This is a genomic window from Kosakonia sp. YIM B13588 (assembly GCF_042788165.1).
Classification (GTDB): domain Bacteria; phylum Pseudomonadota; class Gammaproteobacteria; order Enterobacterales; family Enterobacteriaceae; genus Kosakonia; species Kosakonia sacchari.
In genome coordinates, this window is record NZ_JBHZPO010000002.1 from 254594 (window position 1) to 272601 (window position 18008).

At 45.1% G+C, this 18008-nt stretch carries 18 protein-coding genes and 1 tRNA gene; 12 read left to right on the forward strand and 7 right to left on the reverse strand.

The window, feature by feature from the left end; all coding sequences use genetic code 11:
• Positions 1-28: 28 nt before the first annotated feature.
• Positions 29-2083: a DNA helicase IV gene (helD, locus tag ACFX4U_RS06890; RefSeq protein WP_313507291.1), complete on the forward strand. Its 2055-nt coding sequence runs from the start codon at positions 29-31 to the stop codon at positions 2081-2083.
• Between the two features lie 30 nt (positions 2084-2113).
• Here the strand turns inward: helD and mgsA are convergent, their stop codons facing one another.
• Positions 2114-2572, reverse strand: coding sequence for a methylglyoxal synthase (mgsA, locus tag ACFX4U_RS06895; protein ID WP_313507290.1), 459 nt, complete (start codon positions 2570-2572; stop codon positions 2114-2116).
• 136 nt (positions 2573-2708) lie between these two features.
• Between mgsA and ACFX4U_RS06900 the strand changes: the two genes are divergently transcribed.
• Positions 2709-3122, forward strand: a complete 414-nt coding sequence (locus tag ACFX4U_RS06900; RefSeq protein WP_017456234.1) for a CoA-binding protein — start codon at positions 2709-2711, stop codon at positions 3120-3122.
• Positions 3123-3150: 28 nt separating this feature from the next.
• Here the strand turns inward: ACFX4U_RS06900 and hspQ are convergent, their stop codons facing one another.
• The gene (gene hspQ, locus ACFX4U_RS06905; RefSeq protein WP_017456235.1) at positions 3151-3468 is read right to left on the reverse strand and encodes a heat shock protein HspQ; all 318 of its coding nucleotides are present in this window, start codon (positions 3466-3468) and stop codon (positions 3151-3153) included.
• A 60-nt stretch (positions 3469-3528) separates the two neighbouring features.
• Entirely contained in the window at positions 3529-4719 is a 1191-nt protein-coding gene (gene rlmI / locus ACFX4U_RS06910) for a 23S rRNA (cytosine(1962)-C(5))-methyltransferase RlmI (RefSeq protein WP_313507289.1), read from the reverse strand.
• 92 nt (positions 4720-4811) lie between these two features.
• On the opposite strand from rlmI, the gene yccX reads away from it, so the two are divergent.
• Entirely contained in the window at positions 4812-5093 is a 282-nt protein-coding gene (gene yccX, locus ACFX4U_RS06915) for an acylphosphatase (protein WP_017456237.1), read from the forward strand.
• Here the strand turns inward: yccX and tusE are convergent.
• Together tusE and yccA are read right to left on the reverse strand one after the other, a co-directional pair.
• Entirely contained in the window at positions 5090-5419 is a 330-nt protein-coding gene (gene tusE, locus ACFX4U_RS06920; RefSeq protein WP_313507288.1) for a sulfurtransferase TusE, read from the reverse strand. The genes yccX and tusE overlap by 4 nt on opposite strands.
• 88 nt (positions 5420-5507) lie before the next feature.
• Positions 5508-6167, reverse strand: a complete 660-nt coding sequence (gene yccA, locus ACFX4U_RS06925) for an FtsH protease modulator YccA (protein ID WP_313507286.1) — start codon at positions 6165-6167, stop codon at positions 5508-5510.
• 272 nt (positions 6168-6439) lie between these two features.
• Between yccA and ACFX4U_RS06930 the strand changes: the two genes are divergently transcribed.
• Both ACFX4U_RS06930 and ACFX4U_RS06935 read left to right on the forward strand, forming a co-directional pair.
• Entirely contained in the window at positions 6440-8068 is a 1629-nt protein-coding gene (locus ACFX4U_RS06930) for an ABC transporter substrate-binding protein (RefSeq protein WP_313507285.1), read from the forward strand.
• Between the two features lie 134 nt (positions 8069-8202).
• Positions 8203-8290: transfer RNA gene (locus ACFX4U_RS06935), tRNA-Ser, on the forward strand.
• A gap of 214 nt (positions 8291-8504) precedes the next feature.
• Here ACFX4U_RS06935 and ACFX4U_RS06940 read toward each other — a convergent pair.
• Both ACFX4U_RS06940 and ACFX4U_RS06945 read right to left on the reverse strand, forming a co-directional pair.
• Positions 8505-8987: a hypothetical protein gene (locus ACFX4U_RS06940; protein ID WP_305736517.1), complete on the reverse strand. Its 483-nt coding sequence runs from the start codon at positions 8985-8987 to the stop codon at positions 8505-8507.
• Positions 8980-9834 (reverse strand): transcriptional regulator, encoded by an 855-nt coding sequence (locus ACFX4U_RS06945; protein ID WP_380217787.1) that lies wholly within the window; start codon positions 9832-9834, stop codon positions 8980-8982. The genes ACFX4U_RS06940 and ACFX4U_RS06945 overlap by 8 nt, the downstream gene beginning before the upstream one ends.
• A 596-nt stretch (positions 9835-10430) precedes the next feature.
• Between ACFX4U_RS06945 and ACFX4U_RS06950 the strand changes: the two genes are divergently transcribed.
• From ACFX4U_RS06950 to ACFX4U_RS06980, 7 genes are all read left to right on the forward strand, one after another.
• Positions 10431-12140, forward strand: coding sequence for a ShlB/FhaC/HecB family hemolysin secretion/activation protein (locus ACFX4U_RS06950; protein ID WP_380217785.1), 1710 nt, complete (start codon positions 10431-10433; stop codon positions 12138-12140).
• Positions 12141-12159: 19 nt separating this feature from the next.
• A complete protein-coding gene (gene acpS, locus ACFX4U_RS06955) occupies positions 12160-12552 on the forward strand; it encodes a holo-ACP synthase (protein WP_313507317.1) in 393 nt (130 codons plus the stop codon).
• On the forward strand, positions 12545-13300 hold the full coding sequence (locus tag ACFX4U_RS06960; RefSeq protein ID WP_313507316.1) for an SDR family NAD(P)-dependent oxidoreductase: 756 nt from the start codon (positions 12545-12547) through the stop codon (positions 13298-13300). The genes acpS and ACFX4U_RS06960 overlap by 8 nt, the downstream gene beginning before the upstream one ends.
• Positions 13301-13303: 3 nt before the next feature.
• Positions 13304-13870, forward strand: coding sequence for a 3-hydroxyacyl-ACP dehydratase FabZ family protein (locus tag ACFX4U_RS06965; protein WP_313507281.1), 567 nt, complete (start codon positions 13304-13306; stop codon positions 13868-13870).
• Positions 13871-13873: 3 nt separating this feature from the next.
• A complete protein-coding gene (locus tag ACFX4U_RS06970; RefSeq protein WP_305736513.1) occupies positions 13874-14155 on the forward strand; it encodes an acyl carrier protein in 282 nt (93 codons plus the stop codon).
• Positions 14156-14185: 30 nt separating this feature from the next.
• Positions 14186-15346: an aminomethyltransferase family protein gene (locus tag ACFX4U_RS06975; protein WP_313507279.1), complete on the forward strand. Its 1161-nt coding sequence runs from the start codon at positions 14186-14188 to the stop codon at positions 15344-15346.
• Positions 15347-15447: 101 nt separating this feature from the next.
• Positions 15448-18006, forward strand: coding sequence for a beta-ketoacyl-[acyl-carrier-protein] synthase family protein (locus ACFX4U_RS06980; RefSeq protein WP_349350591.1), 2559 nt, complete (start codon positions 15448-15450; stop codon positions 18004-18006).
• The last annotated feature ends 2 nt before the right edge of the window (positions 18007-18008 follow it).

An 18008-nucleotide genomic window follows, 5' to 3' on the forward strand; every position in this document is an offset into this window, starting at 1 on the left:
TATTGTCACAAGTTGAGAACGATAAGTCATGGAACTGAAAGCGACCTCACTGGGAAAACGTCTGGCGCAACACCCTTATGATCGCGCAGTCATTCTGAACGCCGGTATTAAAGTGGCAGGTGACAGACACGAATACCTTATCCCTTTCAATCAGTTGTTGGCGATTGAATGCAAGCGTGGGTTAGTGTGGGGAGAAATGGAATTTCAGCTTGCCGACAACAAAGTGGTTCGTCTTCACGGAACGGAATGGAGCGAAACACAGCGTTTTTACCATCTCTTAAATGAGCGCTGGAACCGGTGGAGCGCGGAAATGAGCGAGGTCGCTGCCGGGGTTTTATCTGAGCAACTGGAGCTGATTTCCGGGCGTATTGAGCCAATGAAATGGCTTACCCGCAAGCAACTTCAGGGGATACAACAGCAATTGCAGCAGGCGTTTGCTGCATTGCCGATTCCAACAAGCCGATTACCGGAGTTTGATAATTGCCGTGAGCTTTGGCGTCAGTGCCAGTCGTGGCTGACAGATGTTGAGAAGCGCCGGGCAGAACACAATCAAACTTATACTGAAACCATGGTTACTCAGTACGCCGCTTTTTTTGAGCAAGTCGAAACATCTCCTTTAAACCCGGCGCAGGCGCGAGCCGTGGTCAATGGTGAACACTCTTTATTAGTGCTTGCTGGCGCGGGCAGCGGAAAAACCTCGGTTCTGGTAGCCAGAGCAGGCTGGTTGCTGGCTCGTGGCGAAGCCTCAGCAGATCAAATTCTGCTGCTCGCGTTTGGTCGTAAAGCTGCCCAGGAGATGGATGAGCGTATCCAGCAGCGGCTACATACCGAAGAGATTACCGCGCGCACTTTTCATGCGCTGGCGTTGTATATCATCTCCCAGGGAAGCAAAAAAGTCCCCGCGTTAAGCGAGCTGGAAAATGATACGTCGGCTCGCTTGTCCTTGCTAACAAACACCTGGTGCCAGCAGTGCAGTGAAAAGAAAGCACAGGCGAAAGGGTGGCGTCAGTGGCTGGAAGAAGAGATGGAATGGGAAGTTCCTGAAGGTAATTTTTGGGAAGATGCAAAATTGCAGCGCCGCATCGCTTCGCGTCTGGATCGCTGGATTGGGCTGATGCGTATGCATGGTGGTGCACAGGCGGAGATGATCGCCGGCGCACCAGATGACGTTCGTGATCTGTTCAGTAAACGCATTAAACTGATGGCGCCGATTTTAAAAGCCTGGAAAGCCGAGCTAAAGTCTGAAAACGCCGTCGATTTTTCCGGGCTGATTCATCAGGCGATCAATGTGCTGGAAAAAGGGCGTTTTATTAGCCCGTGGAAGCATATTCTGGTTGATGAATTTCAGGATATTTCACCGCAGCGCGCGGCTTTGCTGGCTGCGTTGCGTAAGCAAAACTCACAAACGACACTGTTTGCTGTCGGGGATGACTGGCAGGCTATCTACCGTTTCAGCGGCGCGCAACTTTCCTTAACCACCGCTTTCCATGACTATTTTGGTGAAGGCGATCTCTGCGCGCTGGATACGACTTATCGTTTCAATTCACGCATTGGTGAAGTTGCGAATCGCTTTATCCAGCAGAACCCATGGCAGCTTGCAAAACCGTTGAATAGTTTGAAAACAGGCGATAAAAATGCAGTGACGCTGATGGCGCAGGATCAGTTGGATGCGCTATTAGATAAGCTCAGCGGATATGCAACGCCGGAAGACAGGATCCTGGTTCTGGCGCGTTATCATCACGGAAAACCTACCGTTCTGGAGAAAGCAGCCACCCGCTGGCCGAAACTTCAGCTCGATTTTACGACTATCCACGCCAGTAAAGGACAACAAGCGGACTATGTGATTGTGGTGGGGCTGAAAGAGGGCGCGGATGGTTTTCCTGCCCCGGCGCGGGAATCCATAATGGAGCAAGCCTTGCTGCCGCAGGCGGAAGAGTTCCCTGATGCGGAAGAGCGACGATTGTTGTACGTCGCATTGACGCGCGCACGCCATCGCGTCTGGCTGTTGTTTGATAAAGATGAACCGTCACGCTTTGTCGACACGTTAAAATCGCTGGATGTGCCAGTCGCGCGAAAACCGTGAAACGAAGGCGGCCGCTGCGGCCGCCAGGACTTATTTCAGACGCTCAGCGAGGTAATGTTGGTAGTCCGGAATCAGGATGTCGACGCTGTTATTAAACTGCGGAGAGTCGATAATAAAATCAGCGGTAGATAAATTGGTTGCAACCGGAATATTCCACACTGTTGCAAGACGTAAGAGGGCTTTCACGTCAGGATCGTGCGGGACCGCATTAAGCGGGTCCCAGAAGAAAATCAGTACGTCGATTTTGCCTTCTGAAATCAACGCGCCGACTTGCTGGTCGCCGCCCATCGGGCCGCTCAGCATGGCGTTAACTTCAAGGCCGGTTGCTCGCTGAATCAAATTTCCGGTTGTACCAGTCGCATAGAGCTCATGCTTGGCCAGTACTGGCTGGTGGCGTTCTACCCATTTCATTAATGATTGCTTGCAATGGTCGTGTGCGACAAGTGCAATATGTTTGCGCACGGGTAAGGTGCGAGTGGTTGATTCCATAATCCGCTTCCGTCAGTGATTTTTGCTACAGATTACTGGAAGCGTCTGATGCTGCAAGAGAAGTGGATAAAAAAATCCGAAAATGGTCGAGCGGGTCTGTTTGATTTACACTTTGGTGACATCGCGGGAGGAAAACATGAAAGAAACCGATATTGCCGCTATTTTACAGTCGACCCAAACTATTGCGCTGGTTGGTGCGAGTGATAAACCCGATCGACCAAGCTATCGCGTAATGAAGTATTTGTTGGACCAGGGTTATCATGTGATTCCCGTCTCGCCGAAAGTAGCAGGCACTACTCTTCTTGGGCAGCAGGGCTATGCAACGCTTGCCGATGTGCCAGAAAAGATCGACATGGTGGATGTTTTTCGTAATTCGGAAGCGGCGTGGGGAGTTGCTCAAGAGGCGATTGCCGTTGGCGCGAAAACGCTTTGGATGCAATTAGGGGTGATTAATGAACAAGCCGCCGTGCTGGCGCGTGAGGCGGGGTTAAGTGTAGTGATGGATCGCTGCCCGGCGATAGAGATCCCGCGGCTCGGTCTGGCGAAATAAAAAATACCCCGCGTCTGGCGGGGTATTTTTAGTTGCGCAGGCGCGGAGCCTGAAGCTGTCGGCGAATGGTGCGCGCCAGTTCGTCCATGGATGGCTGCTCCGGATGTTCATCCGTAATTTCGCTTGTCAGCTGTGCTTCTGCCAGATATGTGTGCACTGGCTGACCATCATCATCTTCCATCACGACATGATACCAGGGCAGCGCGCGGAGTTCGTCGTTCACCGCCAGTTCGTCTGCTGACGGCTCGTCCAGTGAATACTCAGGATCGATATCGACCACTACGCCAAGATACCCCAGCAGTGAGTGGCGAACTTGCTGACCGATACCGAATTTGCTGGCAATCATTGTCACCTCCCGGGAACCTTACATACCCGCAGATATGCGGGCGCGGTTCCAAATTTCAAGTTACATAACGCGGCAGGCAAACCCTTTCAGATACAGCCCTTCCGGATAGGTAGCGATCACAGGATGATCGGCGGCCTGACGGAACTGTTCTATAAATTGTACATCACGACCAGCATCTATTGCGGCGTCAGCAATGATTTTCTGAAATAAATCTGTGGTCATCAAACCGGAACAGGAGAAAGTGAGCAGTACACCGCCGGGATTCAGGAGCTGTATCGCCAGCATGTTGATGTCTTTATAACCGCGACAGGCACCCATCAACTGGCTCTTGTTTTCCACGAATTTTGGCGGATCCATTACGATGACATCGAAAGTTTCGCCCTGATCGCGATATTTGCGCAGCAGTTTGAATACGTCGTCGCGAACAAATTCTGCTTTGCTTAAATCCAGCTCGTTCAGCGTAATGTTCTGTTTTGCGACATCCAGCGCTTCCTGCGAAGTATCCACACTGACGACCTGGCGGCATCCGCCCATCAGCGCGGAAACAGCAAAGCCGCCGGTGTAGGAAAAGCAGTTTAGTACGCGTTTGTCTGCCACGTAGCGACGTGTTGCCAGCCGGCTGTCGCGCTGATCGAGGTAGTAACCGGTTTTATGCCCGCCCTGAATATCGACAAATAGCTTCATGCCGTGTTCTTTGATAGGCAACAACGCGGGCGGCAGTTCGCCGACCACCAGCCCTTGCGCGAGTTCCAGCCCCTCTTTTTTACGCACGGCAACATCGCTGCGATCGTAAATCGCACATTGTGGATAGAGTGACTGGAGCGCTGAGATAATGGCTGGACGCTGGTATTCTGCACCTGCGCTAAGAAGTTGAAGAACAAGAAAATTACCGAAACGATCAATGGTTACGCCTGGTAACCCATCTGATTCGCCAGCAATCAGGCGATAGCTGTCGAGACCATCGCGTTGCGCCAGCCAATCTCGCCACTGCTGCGCTTGTTGTAGGCGACGGGTGAAGAACGCGATATCAATGCTTTCATTTTTATCGAAAGTCCAGACGCGAGCACGAATCTGCGATGCAGGAGATAATGCTCCACGCGCCAGCCACTTGCCCTGATGATCGACGATATCAACCGTTTCACCGAGGCTGGCTTTACCATCCATTCGCGCAACCGCGCCGGAGAAAATCCAGGGATGGCGGCGAAGCAGGGATTTCTCGCGCCCTTTGGCTAACACTAAACGTACACTCATATTCGGCTATTCTATAAACTGAAGAAAATGGGCGCTATTGTCACGGGTTCACCGGGCAAATGCAACGAGCCTGAGTCGAAAGGGGATCAAAGATGGCACATGTCTGCACAATCGCCTGGGTACATGGAATGGTGCAGGGCGTCGGGTTTCGCTATACCACACAGCACGAAGCGCAGAAGCTGGGTTTAACGGGGTATGCACGTAACCTTGATGATGGCAGCGTTGAAGTAGTTGCGTGCGGTGACGAGCAAGCGGTTAATCAGTTGGTTGCGTGGCTTAAAGCAGGGGGACCGCGTAGTGCCCGGGTTGACAGAGTGCTTGCCGAACCGCATCAACCCGGCAGGGAATGGACAAACTTCGGTATTCGCTATTAGATGCACTTCACCGGTTTTGGCAAACCAGCGATCTTTGTCGCCTGTTTAGCAGGTCCTTTTGGAAACAGGCGGTACAAATAGCGGCTGTTGCCTTTTTCTTCGCCAAATTTATTGGCCATCGCTTTTACCAGCATGCGAATGGCGGGAGATGTATTGAATTCCAGGTAAAATTCGCGCACAAAGCGCACCACTTCCCAGTGCTCAGGAGAGAGAACTATGTTCTCTTTCTCTGCAATGACAGGCGCTAAGGTTTCACTCCACAGAGTCGTGTCTTTTAGATAGCCTTCACTATCGGTTTCGATTTCTTTACCTTCAAAGATCAACATAATTTTTCGCAGCGTTAGTCAACAACGGCGGGAGTGTAGCAAAAAACAAAGCCCCGCATAAGCGGGGCTAAACGGGAGTCAAGATTGTTTAATCCCGGTTGGCGAAGCCCAGGATACTCAACAGGCTAACAAAGATGTTGTACAGCGACACATAAAGGCTGACAGTGGCGCGGATGTAGTTGGTTTCACCGCCATGGATGATATTGCTGGTTTCATACAGGATGGCGCCGCTGGAAATCAGGATGAATACAGCGCTGATTGCCAGGTGCAGCGCTGGCAACTGCAAGAAGATGTTCGCGACCATGCCAATCAGTACCACCACAACACCCGCCATCAGCATGCCACCGAGGAAGGACATATCCTTGCGTGTCGTTAACACATATGCGGAACAGCAGAAAAAGACCAATGCGGTGCCGCCGAGCGCCAGACCAATCAGATCGCCCATTCCTGCTGAGATATATGCATTAAGCATTGGCCCCAGGATATAGCCGAGGAAACCAGTGAACGCGAAAGCAGCCAGAATACCTGTCGGTTTGTTCGCCAGCTTATATGTCAGAAACATTAAACCGTACATCCCAACCAGCGTCAGGATCAGGCCCGGAGAAGGCAACATTAATACGGTGCTGGCAGTCGCCGTAATTGCGGAAAACGCCAGCGTTAAGCTTAAAAGGAAATAGGTGTTACGCAGAACTTTGTGCGTACTTAGCAGGGAAGTACGGTCACGCGATGAAGTAATAATACGATCCATGAGTCACTCTCTTATGACAGATGTAATTGTTTGCAGAGTCTAAAAAAGTCTCGCTTGCTGACAAAGTTGTTTTACCCATCTTTACTCATAACGCAGCGGTGCTGACATAGTGTTTCATGCGCAGCAATGAGCGCTACGCAGCATAAAGGAATAAATGTGAGGCAGATCCATATTGGTGTCTTATATGTCACTGAAATCTATTGCTATATAACTATTGGGGCGCTAAGAGTGTAATCGCGTCGTGACAAAGTACATTATTAAGGCGAAAGGACATGAAACCACAAACACGAAACCACATTGCACTTTCATTATTGACTATCGGCATTCTGAGCGCATGTTCTGGCGCGTTTGCAGCGACGGTACCCGCAGGAACAACGCTTGCTGAAAAACAGGAACTGGTGCGTAACAATGGCAGCGAGCCTGCATCGCTGGATCCACATAAAGTGGAAAGCGACGTCGAGTTCAACATTATCAGCGATATTTTCGACGGGTTGGTTGCAGTTAAGAAAGATGGAACCATTGAACCTCGGCTGGCGGAAAAATGGGAGAACAAAGATAACACTGTCTGGATTTTCCACTTACGCCCGGGGATCACATGGTCTGATGGTACGGCGATCACGGCAAAAGATGTGGTCTGGAGCTGGCAACGTTTAGTTGATCCGAAAACGGCATCCCCTTATGCCAGCTATCCCGGAAATATGCATATTGTTAACGCCGCTGATATCGCGCAAGGAAAAAAAACGCCTGATACGCTTGGCGTGAAGGCATTAGATGATTCAACGCTGGAAGTCACTTTGACGCAACCTACGGCATCTTTCCTGCCGATGCTGGCGCATCCATCTCTGGTTCCGGTAGACAGCGTGTTGATCAATCGTTTTGGTGATAAATGGACAAAGCCGGAACATATTGTGACGAGTGGTGCTTATAAGATCACCGATTGGGTCGTTAATGAACGCATTGTTGCCCAACGCAATACCCGTTATTGGGATAATAAAGCGACGGTGATTAATAAGGTCACTTATCTTCCTATCAACGCTGAAACCGCGGACGTTAATCGCTATAAAGCCGGCGAGATTGATATTACTTACACTATTCCTGTGAACCAGTTTGCGCAGTTAAAGAAAACATTAGGCGCTCAGGTGCATGTTGCGCCGCAACTGGCAACTTATTATTACGAGTTTAATACCACTAAGCCGCCATTTAACGATCCTCGAGTACGCCGCGCACTCAATATGGCGCTTGATAAAGATGTCATCGCGGATAAAGTGATGGCACAGGGGCAGCGTCCTGCATGGGTAGTGAGTCAGCCAGAAATTGGCGGTGTGAAAATAGCATCACCAGATTACGCATCATGGCCGCGGGAAAAACGACTGGCCGAAGCGAAAAAGCTCCTTAATGAAGCTGGCTTTAATGATGAACACCCACTGAGTTTCAGCCTCCTGTATAACACGATGGAAACACATCAGCGGATTGCGATTGCCGCCAGCTCAATGTGGCAAAAAAATCTTGGCGTTAATGCAAAACTGCAAAACCAGGAGTGGAAAACCATGCTCGATACCATGCATACCGGTAATTTTGATGCGGTACGGTATGCATGGATTGCAGACTATGCTGATGCAGCAACTTTCCTGAATAATTTCCGTACCGGTGACAGCGAAAACACGAGTAAATACAGCAATCCGGCGTATGATGAAGCCCTGAAAAGTGCTGCGAAGGCAAAGGATATTGCTGAGCGTGGTAAATATTACCAGCAGGCAGAGGATATCCTTGGAAAGGATGTTCCGGCTATCCCGATTTATCATTATGTTCGTACGCATCTGGTGAAGCCTTGGGTGGGTGGGTTTGCGCCCGATAGCCTGGGGGTATACCTGACAAAAGATATGTACATTGAGAAACACTGATCTTAGATGCGCTGAATAAACGGTCATTGTGCTGGTATTTCAAGCTAACAACACGATTTTGATGGTTTTTCAGGCAAACAAACATTCCCGGGCTTTACATGCGACTCGAGGATGTTTATAGTGCGCCTCACACCGGAAGTGTGGCCGAGCGGTTGAAGGCACCGGTCTTGAAAACCGGCGACCCGAAAGGGTTCCAGAGTTCGAATCTCTGCGCTTCCGCCAAATATTAAGCCCCAGCTTACTTAGTAAGCTGGGGCTTTTTTGTTGCGAGAAAATAAGCTCTGGGTGCATTCACGCCATTCTTGGGCTTGTATAGGGAATGCGTGAATTACATTGATGTTCAATCAGCCCAGCTGTTGTTATTAAAGGTGAAAGCAGGGGAGGACTGGTTTGGTCGTCCCCATCAGGCAAAATTAATGACCTTCGCTTACTATTTTTAGCGGGCGCAAAAGAACAGCGGCCGTTTACCAATGGTGAAGAGAAATCCTTGCGATCCTTGAGGATGGATTGAATACGTGATGCTTTTATTCGGATAAACGTAAAAGCCGGGCAACACAGTAGCGATGACTTTATCCGGTAAGGTTTCCAGACTATCGACTTTGTTTATCCCGGATGACTGAAAATTGTAGGTACCGCGATTTTCGGTCCAGGTAAAAGAGATATCTCTTCGTATAGTGCCTTCTGGGTGAGTGTTTTCCAGATAACTTCCGCTTACTGAAACGATTCCACTTCTTTTTTCATTATTGTACATAAAATCGAATGTTATGTTGGCTTGTGTTCCTTTATGAAAAACAATCATAGAAGCGCTGCAACTTTCAGCACTTCTATTTTTTATAAGCAATGAGTAATAAAAATATCCCGCCACAATCCCCACGCTTATAAAAATCAAACTTAGAAAGAAGATTGCTTTTTTAGTCACCGTTTACTCCCCTGATTAAAAGTGAAATGCATCCTGGCGATGATGTTGTCGAGAATTTATTCTTGCAGACTAAAGCAGCGAGTGATGGTGAAGTCTGTGATGTTGGGAAATAGACCCAAGGGTAATTTTTACAGTTCAAACCGGAGTCTTTAATAAGAGATTTATACTTCAGATAATATTCATTGTTATCATGGCTGTCATCCTTAGTGTAAAAATGGCAACCATCTTCCTTTTCAATAAACTTATAACTTTCAAAAAAATCAGCATCATTATTAATATTCCATGTCAGGTAAACGACGAGTAGACCTACGATAAATGAGGCTGAAGCAGTGAAAAGGCCATTCGACATTGCAAATGGCTTCTTTTTCTTAATCGTACGAGTGTCTGTTTCCGCGGGAAGAACTTGCTCGTCCATATCATCCTTTGGCTGATTAAACACTTCAGGAATGTTATAAGTTGTTTGATAACTGGTAGTAGAAACAGGGAAAGGTGTAGCCGGTTCGTTATCGTTTCGTCTGGAGATTTTAACGCTGTCATCTATCTGAAAACCTTTCCGGGGAATGGTTACAATAAGCCTTCTGTCTGTCTCACCAACAGCACGCAGTCCACGGCGAACAATGGATATATTTTGGTAGAGCGTGTTCGTTGGAACTAACATTCCTTCTTCTTCCCAAACTTTCTTAAAAAAATCTTGCTGAAGTACAATATCTGGAGATGCTTCAAGCAGTAAGAGAAGGCAACGGCTGGCTGGCGATGTAAGCGTGACATTCATTTCAGGATTATTTACTGAGGACAGTCTTTTTATTCCCGGTCTGAATTCAATGTTGTCGTTGATAATCCAGTACATATATATTCCAAAGCAGCCAGAGGCTGTGTCCTTTATTAGCAATGTATGTAATAGGTTAAAATGTCAGGTTATTAATTTCAGCATAACAATAGATGTATTGCTATGTTTTTTACAACAATTAAAGCCGTCAGCCTGATGATTTTATCATAGATTGATTAATAACCAGTGCTATTGATACAAACATCCTGAAAAACCTTGATAGTTAGGATGGTCCTTCTGAGTGCCAGAGTCTGGTATATATCTTAAATTGAATTTTGTTGCTTTAAGATCTTATTTAAGAACACAAGGATGAAGAGTTTTCCTTGCGAGAATATATATTTATAAAATATATGATTGTTTGATGCTAATGGCGTGGGGTTTCATTATGCGGTTTTTAAGGTTGGAGGGGGCAGGGTTCTCCCAGAATAGATGTTTTAGCACTTTAGTAGACGCTGAAATGATTGTTAAACCACCAGTGGGTAACCTGACAATAGCAAATAATGATTAATTGAATGCATAGTTTTTGATTATGTATTATGTCAATAATATTACCACTGTAACAATATTAGAAGTTTAACGGGTGTTGATTTTTGTTCTTTAAGGATAATTAAGTTGTTTTGGCTGTTGTTATGAAGATAATGGCAGCTGTTAGGCGTTCTCATACTTTTAATTTTCTTGAGGTTATAGAAATCAAATTTTATTTTTTAGCTTTCATTTTGCTATGCAGTGCTCGTGCGTATGCTGATACTCAGTTAGAACGACTAGCCAAAGAACAGCAAAAAAATGATAATAACACCGCTCAGGAAAACCGGGTTGATAAAAAAGATGTTTTCTCGAAAGTTGAAGATAAAAAAGTTATAGATTTTAAATTACCCTCTGAAAAAGATTGTTATCCTATTGCAGAGCTTATCCTCGAAAACGAATTTTTGGGTAGTAAAATGATTCGAAATATAAAGGATGAGATCTCGAACAGTTGCCTTGGTACGAAAGGTATTGAGTATGTTGCGACGTACTTGCAGGATTATTATATAAAGGCCGGATATGTAACAACGCGCGTGAATATTCCTGTACAAAACTTGAAGGAAAAAAATTTACAGCTAAATATTTTAGTAGGAAGGATCAATAAGGTGATCATGGCAAAAGATGACATCAGAAGTTGGAGCCTACCATTTGTATCAGGTGATATTCTTAATCTGCGAAATATTGAACAGGGTCTGGAGAATTTGCAGAGAGTGCCTGGCGTTGATGTTAAGATTAACATCGTGCCTGGAAATCGCGACGGCGATAGCGATATTGTGATCAACACCAATCGTAATAAATTATGGAATATCAGGACAACGTATAACAACTGGGGTGGTAGAAGTACAGGAAAAATGCTTACTGGTATTTCAGGTTATTTGTACAACTCTGCAAGGCTTGGCGATCTTTTTTATTCGGCGGGTACCAGCAGTACAACTGGCGGATATAAAAGCATCAGCGCTTTTTATAGCATACCTGTAGGTTTTTGGGATTATGAAGTTTTCTACAGTAGCAGCATGTCTCGCCAGCGTGTAGGACTGAGCTATTGGGATTTAGACTACCAGGGAAAAAATCAATACCTTAGTTTGAAAGGAACCCGAACCCTTTTCCGCAATACGGATAAAAAAATAACCGGGAGTGTAGAAATATTAAGGCGTAGATCTGCGTATCAATTGGGTGGCGTGGATTTAGCGCTGCAAGAGCGAGATATGGGTAATCTGCGCCTTGGGTTAAATTTTAAACAAAATTTCCAGGATGCGACGTTAGACTCCTCCCTTAGCTGGCAACGTTTTATGACTTGGTTAGGTGGTGAGAAAACTCCGGATATGGTGTCAGGCGATGTGAGTTCTAAAAGCCAAATTTTTAATCTGAATACAAACTATGTTAAATGGTTCAATGCCGAACCTTTGCTTTATTATTATGAATTGAATTTTGGTGCTCAATTTTCGCAATCACCGTTAACACTACAAGATCAATTTACAATCGGTAATCGATGGAATGTTAGAGGTTATGAAACCAGTACGGGATTAGACGGAAATAAAGGATTCTATATCCAGAATACATTCCATTTCCTTATCGGGAATTATAACTCTGAATTATATTTTGGCGCAGATTATGGACAGATTACTGGTGAGATATATCCACAAAATGCTTTTGATGAGAAAAGGATAATCGGGTCAATCATTGGGGTTAAGGGAACAATTAAGTCACTAGGATATGATATTTCTTTATCAGCTCCCTTAATATCCCCGGCTGGCCTCGTAGAAGATCGATTTATATCTAATTTTAATATAACTTATCAACTGTAACCTTATGGCAAATGCAGGAATACGTATCGGTACTGATATCGTTGAAGTAGAACGGATCATCAACGCGATTAACAATGGCGGCGCATATTTTTTACAGCGTGTATTTACAAAAAAAGAGATAATAAAAATTAATGCCAATGAACCGGATTTTGAAAGGGCATCCGGATTCTGGGCTGCGAAAGAATCAATTGTTAAAGCGCTTGGTTGTGGTTTCCGGGATGGAGTGTCCTTTAAAGATATTGAGATAAATCATGATGAATATGGTTGTCCCTTTTTCTTATTTACTGGAAGATTGAACGAAGTAATAAAGGAAAGTGGTGTTGTTGACGTGTCACTTAGCATATCGCATTGTCGTACTCATGCCGTAGCTGTATCTGTTGTTAACTCAATTGTGTGTAATGGAAATGTATAAATATAATGATCTAAAAGGCAAAACAGTTTTGATATCAGGAGCCAGTGGTGACATTGGTATTGCCATATGCGAAAAATTTCTGGAACAAGGATGTGAAGTCTACGCATTGTATAATACCAATGCGGATCGTTTAAACGAGCTAAAAGAAAATGAAGCAGTAGGGCAAAGATTAAATATATTACAATGTGATATAGCTGATCCTGAGAAGGTAGCTACATTAATGAAATATTTAAATGCTAAAGTAACGAAAATCGATGTATTAGTGAATAACGCCGGTATTGTTAAAGACAGCCTCTTTGCATCAATGACTTTTGAGGACTTTAGTACTGTTATTGATACTAATATGCTGAGTACTTTCAGATTAACGAAGGAAGCTTTGATGCTACTGAGATGTTCTGAAAGCCCCGCGATTATCAATGTTGCGTCTATAGCAGCAGTCATTCCAAGTGTAGGGCAGGTTAATTACAGTGCGTCAAAAGGTGCTTTGCTCGGTTTTACCAGAACATTAGCCGCAGAATTGGCTCCTCGAGGTGTGCGAGTGAACGCAGTTGCTCCTGGAATGATTGAATCTAGGATGGTAAAGAAAGTTTCTCGTACTGTGGTGCGTGAGGTTACTCATTCCATCCCTTTGAAACGTTTAGGGCAGTGTCAGGAAGTAGCGAATACAATTGTGTATTTAAGCTCTTCTGCCGCCAGTTATATTGTTGGCCAAACCATCGTGATCGATGGTGGCCTGGTTATGCGGTGATTTATGTCCAGATATTCTATTCCTTCTAAAATTTTTCTTGAAATGGGCGGTTGGCGGCAACCCTTATTAATGGTTGACAGAATAGATGATTATAAATATGGAGAAAATGGGTATGTGCAGATCGTAAAGCATATTACTTATAATGAACCCTATTTACTTGGTCACTTTCCAGATGACCCTATCATGCCCGGCGTTCTCATTGCAGAGATATTTGGTCAGGCAAGTGAGTATTTTTCATTTATTACTGATGTTTGTGATATTTATTTTGAAGAGTTTGGTGTTGAATTAAAAAGCTTACGAGATATTTATGCGAAAATCCATCAACAAGAGTTATTGGATATCATTCGGAAAAGACGTTCGCAAGTGCGTGGCGTATTAGCAGCGCAAAATTTAAAGTTTAAAGATATTGCTTATCCGGGAGATACGATCGAGGTTACAAGCAAGCTGGCATTTTCAGATCCAACTGGGTTTAAGCACTATTCCGTGACAGCTAATGTTGGTAAGAAGTTAATTAGCCAGGGAACAATAATTAACTACCGTGAAGCGAAACACATCATTAATGGGACATAAGCAATGACAACTATGCATGATAATATCCAGGAACGTAAAAATGTACTTTTCACAATCAAAACCGAAATCATCCAGCGATTAAATATTCAACGGGATGAAACGCAAATCGATGACGATACACCATTATTTGGTAACGGTTTAAAATTGGATTCAGTAGACGCGACAGAAATTATTGTTTTACTTGATAAGGTCTTTGATATCCAGGTAAGTGAAGGAGACGATCCTTCTTACATGCGTAGCATTAATAATTTGGCATCATTTGTTATTACAAAAAAACGTTCCTGACTTTTTGATCAATTTACCTGAAGAGGTTTTATGAAGTCTCTTAATGATTTGCATTTGGAAAACAATGCCCGGATGGGCATTTATAATAATCACACTGTTCCCGTAGCGTATCACGATCTTGCGATTGAATATAAAGCAGTCAGAGAAAATGCCTTGCTTGTCGATTATTCACATATGTCTATCGTTAGCGTGATGGGTGATGATGCATGGGCTTTAGTGAATCATATGGCCTCTGCAGATATTTCAATCATTCGCGATGAGCAAGGTATCTATTCATTGGTATTAAATGAGGATGGAACCATCCGTGGGGACATGTATGTGCTCTGTACCTCTGACGGTTATTACATTCTTTCAGAAAACATCCCAGCGCCGGAGATAATCGAACGTCTTAATTCAATTTTAGAAAGCAGTGAAGATCTTGATATCGTTGAACTGCCGGAGATTAACTCTATGGCAGATAGCGGCTGGGGCGCTATTATGCTGGAAGGGCCTTACTCCTGGGAAGTTATGTCAGAAATATATGGCTACGACATTATTGGTTTACCTTATTTTGAATACATTAATGAGGCCGATGAACTGATCATCTTCCGCTGTGGGAAACATGGCGAATATGCATATATGGCCATTGGCCAGGAACCTGCCCTGGTTAAATTATGGGAAAACATCCTTTCGATTGGTGGTAAATATGAATTGAAAACGGGGGGTATCCAATACCAGGATATTGTTCGTCTTGAAAACACCGGCTGGGATGAAAGTATTTTTTCCGTGTATAGCAAAAACCCGATTGAGCTGCAAATGCAATGGGCAATTCAATACGATAAAGAAAATTTTATTGGCAAGTCAGCGATAGAGCCACAATCCCATAACCAGGGGGAGCGTAAACTCGTTGGTATGCTCCCAACTGCAGAGTGCAGTGGTATTAAACCTGATGATAAAGTTTTGGTTGAGGGTAAAGAGGTTGGCATTATTGTTAACTCCGGTTTTTCCCCTGCGCTGCAATCTTTTATCGCGCTAGCTTTGATCGATAATGACTATGCTTTGGCGGATATCCCAGGGTTTGAAATTTTAACGGCAGAAGAAAACATCCCGGCCAGAACACAAAGTGTGCCGTTTTTATATAACTTAAGTATGTTAGTTAATCCGGCCGAACATAGTTTTATTGATTCGTCAAAGTCAAAGCGAATTATGTAGCTCTAATAATTAAAATATAAGTAAAGCGACAGATATAAATATGTTGCTTTACTTTAGCTATTTATTATGGGCAAAAAAATTTTCTACTCCGGGGGATAACAATGAAGACAAACCGAAAACGAGTTGTAATTACAGGCATGGGGATTTTGTCATCCCTGGCCGAAACCATTGAAGATTTCAAAAAAGCGCTATTTGATAAGAAAAATGGTGTCGGCGACAGTGAGCGATTTACAGCGTGGTTTGAAAATGCTCGTGCAGCGGAAGTTCTTCACGAAATAGATTATTCAGGGATCCCCGAAGACATCATCCATTCACTGGATAACGCTGCCTTATGGGCATACAAAGTGGGCAAAGATGCCCTGACTCGGGCTGGGCTTGTTAATAACAAAGCATGCCTGGATGAGACAGGATTAATCGTTGGCGTTTCTTCCGCTGGCACAGAAGCGTTTCTGCCAATTTTCGAGCAGCGAATGGAGGATTTCTCGCTTCGCAAGGCTATTTATTCGGGGGGATTTTCTTCCTGTTGCTCAAGTGTTTCGACACTCTTAGGCCTTAAAGGCGGCGGGGAATTGGTCGCAACAGCATGTACTGCCAGTCCTAACGCGATCGGGATGGCTTTTGATTATATCCAAAATGGTAAAAGTAAGACCATGCTGGCTGTCGGTACAGAACCGATCTATCTGCCGACGTTTGCTGGATTTTACGCATTGAACGTTATGCACCCCGACACCTGCACCCCCTTTTCAGGTCAGTCTGGCATGTCTATCGGCGAAGGTGCCGGCGCGATCGTGCTGGAGGATTATGAACACGCTATTGCTCGCGGAGCCAAAATTTACGGTGAAATTCTCTCTTACGCGACCTCCTGCGATGCCTACCATGAAACCGGCCCGGACCCACGAGCCAGTGGTGCTGTACAGGTCATGCTTAAAGCCATGGAGAATGCTGGCGTAAAACCGGAACAAATTGATTACGTCAATGCACACGGTACAGGTACCGAAGCGAATGACCGCATTGAAACGCTGGCGATGAAGAAAGTGTTTCCTGATAACGATCAATTGCTTGTTAGTTCAACAAAATCTTATTTCGGCCACAACATTGGTGCTGCAGGCATTGTTGAGCTCATCGCTTGCCTCGTGACGCTTCCTGAAAATAAAGTTTTACCGACTCTCAATTTCTCAATTGCGCGGCCAAATTGCGACCTGGACTATGTCGCTAATGAGTTTCGAGAAAAAGAAATTAATATCTTTATGAAAAATAACTATGCATTTGGTGGAAATAACTGCTGCATGGTCGTGAGTACAAAACCAGGAACGGTGCCGGTCAGTCAATATGACCGTAAGCGTGTGGCTATTACTGGCGCAGGAGCCGTAACGGCGATTGGTCACACGGTAAATGATATTTTGCACAACGTATGGCAAAAAAATAACAAACCTGTATTGGGCGGCGTTACGTTTCCTGATGACACCCTCGCAGAAGCGCGGGAATTATTACGGGTGCTGGTAGCCACAAATCAACTCGAAGAAATTTTTGGCGATGAAGCCGCCATGAGCACCGGAACGTTTCCGGAACAGGAGCCGGATTTTAAGACCTTTCAGGTAATGGGGCTGGAGCCGCGTAAACATCTGCGCCGTTTTGATGCCCGAAAGGCAACGCGTGGCGGTACGTTTGCACTTGTTGCACTGTCCGAATCGTTGAATATGGCAAAACGTAAAATAAAACGTGATGGCGAAGAGCTCGGTATGATCATGGGGATGTCTCGTGGCCCTCAGGAGACAACCTATAAATATTTGCAGAGCCTGAAACCTGATCCGAGGAAAGTCAGTACCTCAGAGTTCCCGGGCTCGCTGATGAATTCTATTGCCACTTTTTGCGGTATTTCTGAAGGTATTAAAGGTTATACCACCACACTCGCTACCGGCGAGAATGCGGCACTCGGTGCATTAACCTATGGCTATGAGATTATCCGGCAAAACCTGCAACCCCATGTGATAGTGGGCGGTGCTGATGAATATTTCCCCTCACTGTCTCTCTATATGGATGCGTTAACACAGAAAATTCATATGACTTCTGATGTCAACGATTATCAGATTTATGGTGAGCAGCCAAAGGGATTCATTCCCGGCGAAGGGGCTTGCATGTTGCTACTGGAAGACCCTGATGCTGCGGTAGCGCGTGGTGTCGAAGTGATGGCCGAAATTGCGGGTTACGGTAAATCCAGCAGTAATAGTTACTTTGACGCATCATTATTGAATGAAAAATCGTCAGCAATGTCGCTGGCCATTGAGCGTGCGCTTAAAGATGCCGATCTAAATGCAGCAGATATCGATTTGGTTTGCGGCAGTAGTAATGGCAGTAAAGAAAATTCGCAAATTGAAATTGACGCCATCTACAACGTTTTCCAGAAAGATAATCCACGGGTTCCGGTTGTTAACTATAACGCTTATTTCGGGTTCGTGGCTTCATCTGCCGGATTGCTCAATCTTTTGGTTCTCATTGATTGTATTAAAAAGCAAACAGTGCCGGCTATTCCCTATACGCAAGCGTTCTTCGATTCACGTATAAACTTTGTACGGAGTCCTCAAACTTTAACGCTTAAGCATGTACTTCTGGTTGGGGCAACAGAAGGCGGAAACTATTATGCATTCGTAATTAAGGAATAGAG

Excerpts from the sequence above, each read along its gene's own strand:
- ACFX4U_RS06975 (WP_313507279.1), top strand. The coding sequence starts at position 14,186 with ATGAAGTCTCTTAATGATTTGCATTTGGAAAACAATGCCCGGATGGGC.
- ACFX4U_RS06945 (WP_380217787.1), bottom strand. The coding sequence starts at position 9,834 with ATGTACTGGATTATCAACGACAACATTGAATTCAGACCGGGAATAAAA.
- yccX (WP_017456237.1), top strand. The coding sequence starts at position 4,812 with ATGGCACATGTCTGCACAATCGCCTGGGTACATGGAATGGTGCAGGGC.
- ACFX4U_RS06930 (WP_313507285.1), top strand. The coding sequence starts at position 6,440 with ATGAAACCACAAACACGAAACCACATTGCACTTTCATTATTGACTATC.
- mgsA (WP_313507290.1), bottom strand. The coding sequence starts at position 2,572 with ATGGAATCAACCACTCGCACCTTACCCGTGCGCAAACATATTGCACTT.
- helD (WP_313507291.1), top strand. The coding sequence starts at position 29 with ATGGAACTGAAAGCGACCTCACTGGGAAAACGTCTGGCGCAACACCCT.
- hspQ (WP_017456235.1), bottom strand. The coding sequence starts at position 3,468 with ATGATTGCCAGCAAATTCGGTATCGGTCAGCAAGTTCGCCACTCACTG.
- ACFX4U_RS06900 (WP_017456234.1), top strand. The coding sequence starts at position 2,709 with ATGAAAGAAACCGATATTGCCGCTATTTTACAGTCGACCCAAACTATT.
- tusE (WP_313507288.1), bottom strand. The coding sequence starts at position 5,419 with ATGTTGATCTTTGAAGGTAAAGAAATCGAAACCGATAGTGAAGGCTAT.
- yccA (WP_313507286.1), bottom strand. The coding sequence starts at position 6,167 with ATGGATCGTATTATTACTTCATCGCGTGACCGTACTTCCCTGCTAAGT.
- ACFX4U_RS06960 (WP_313507316.1), top strand. The coding sequence starts at position 12,545 with ATGTATAAATATAATGATCTAAAAGGCAAAACAGTTTTGATATCAGGA.
- ACFX4U_RS06965 (WP_313507281.1), top strand. The coding sequence starts at position 13,304 with ATGTCCAGATATTCTATTCCTTCTAAAATTTTTCTTGAAATGGGCGGT.
- rlmI (WP_313507289.1), bottom strand. The coding sequence starts at position 4,719 with ATGAGTGTACGTTTAGTGTTAGCCAAAGGGCGCGAGAAATCCCTGCTT.
- ACFX4U_RS06970 (WP_305736513.1), top strand. The coding sequence starts at position 13,874 with ATGACAACTATGCATGATAATATCCAGGAACGTAAAAATGTACTTTTC.
- ACFX4U_RS06980 (WP_349350591.1), top strand. The coding sequence starts at position 15,448 with ATGAAGACAAACCGAAAACGAGTTGTAATTACAGGCATGGGGATTTTG.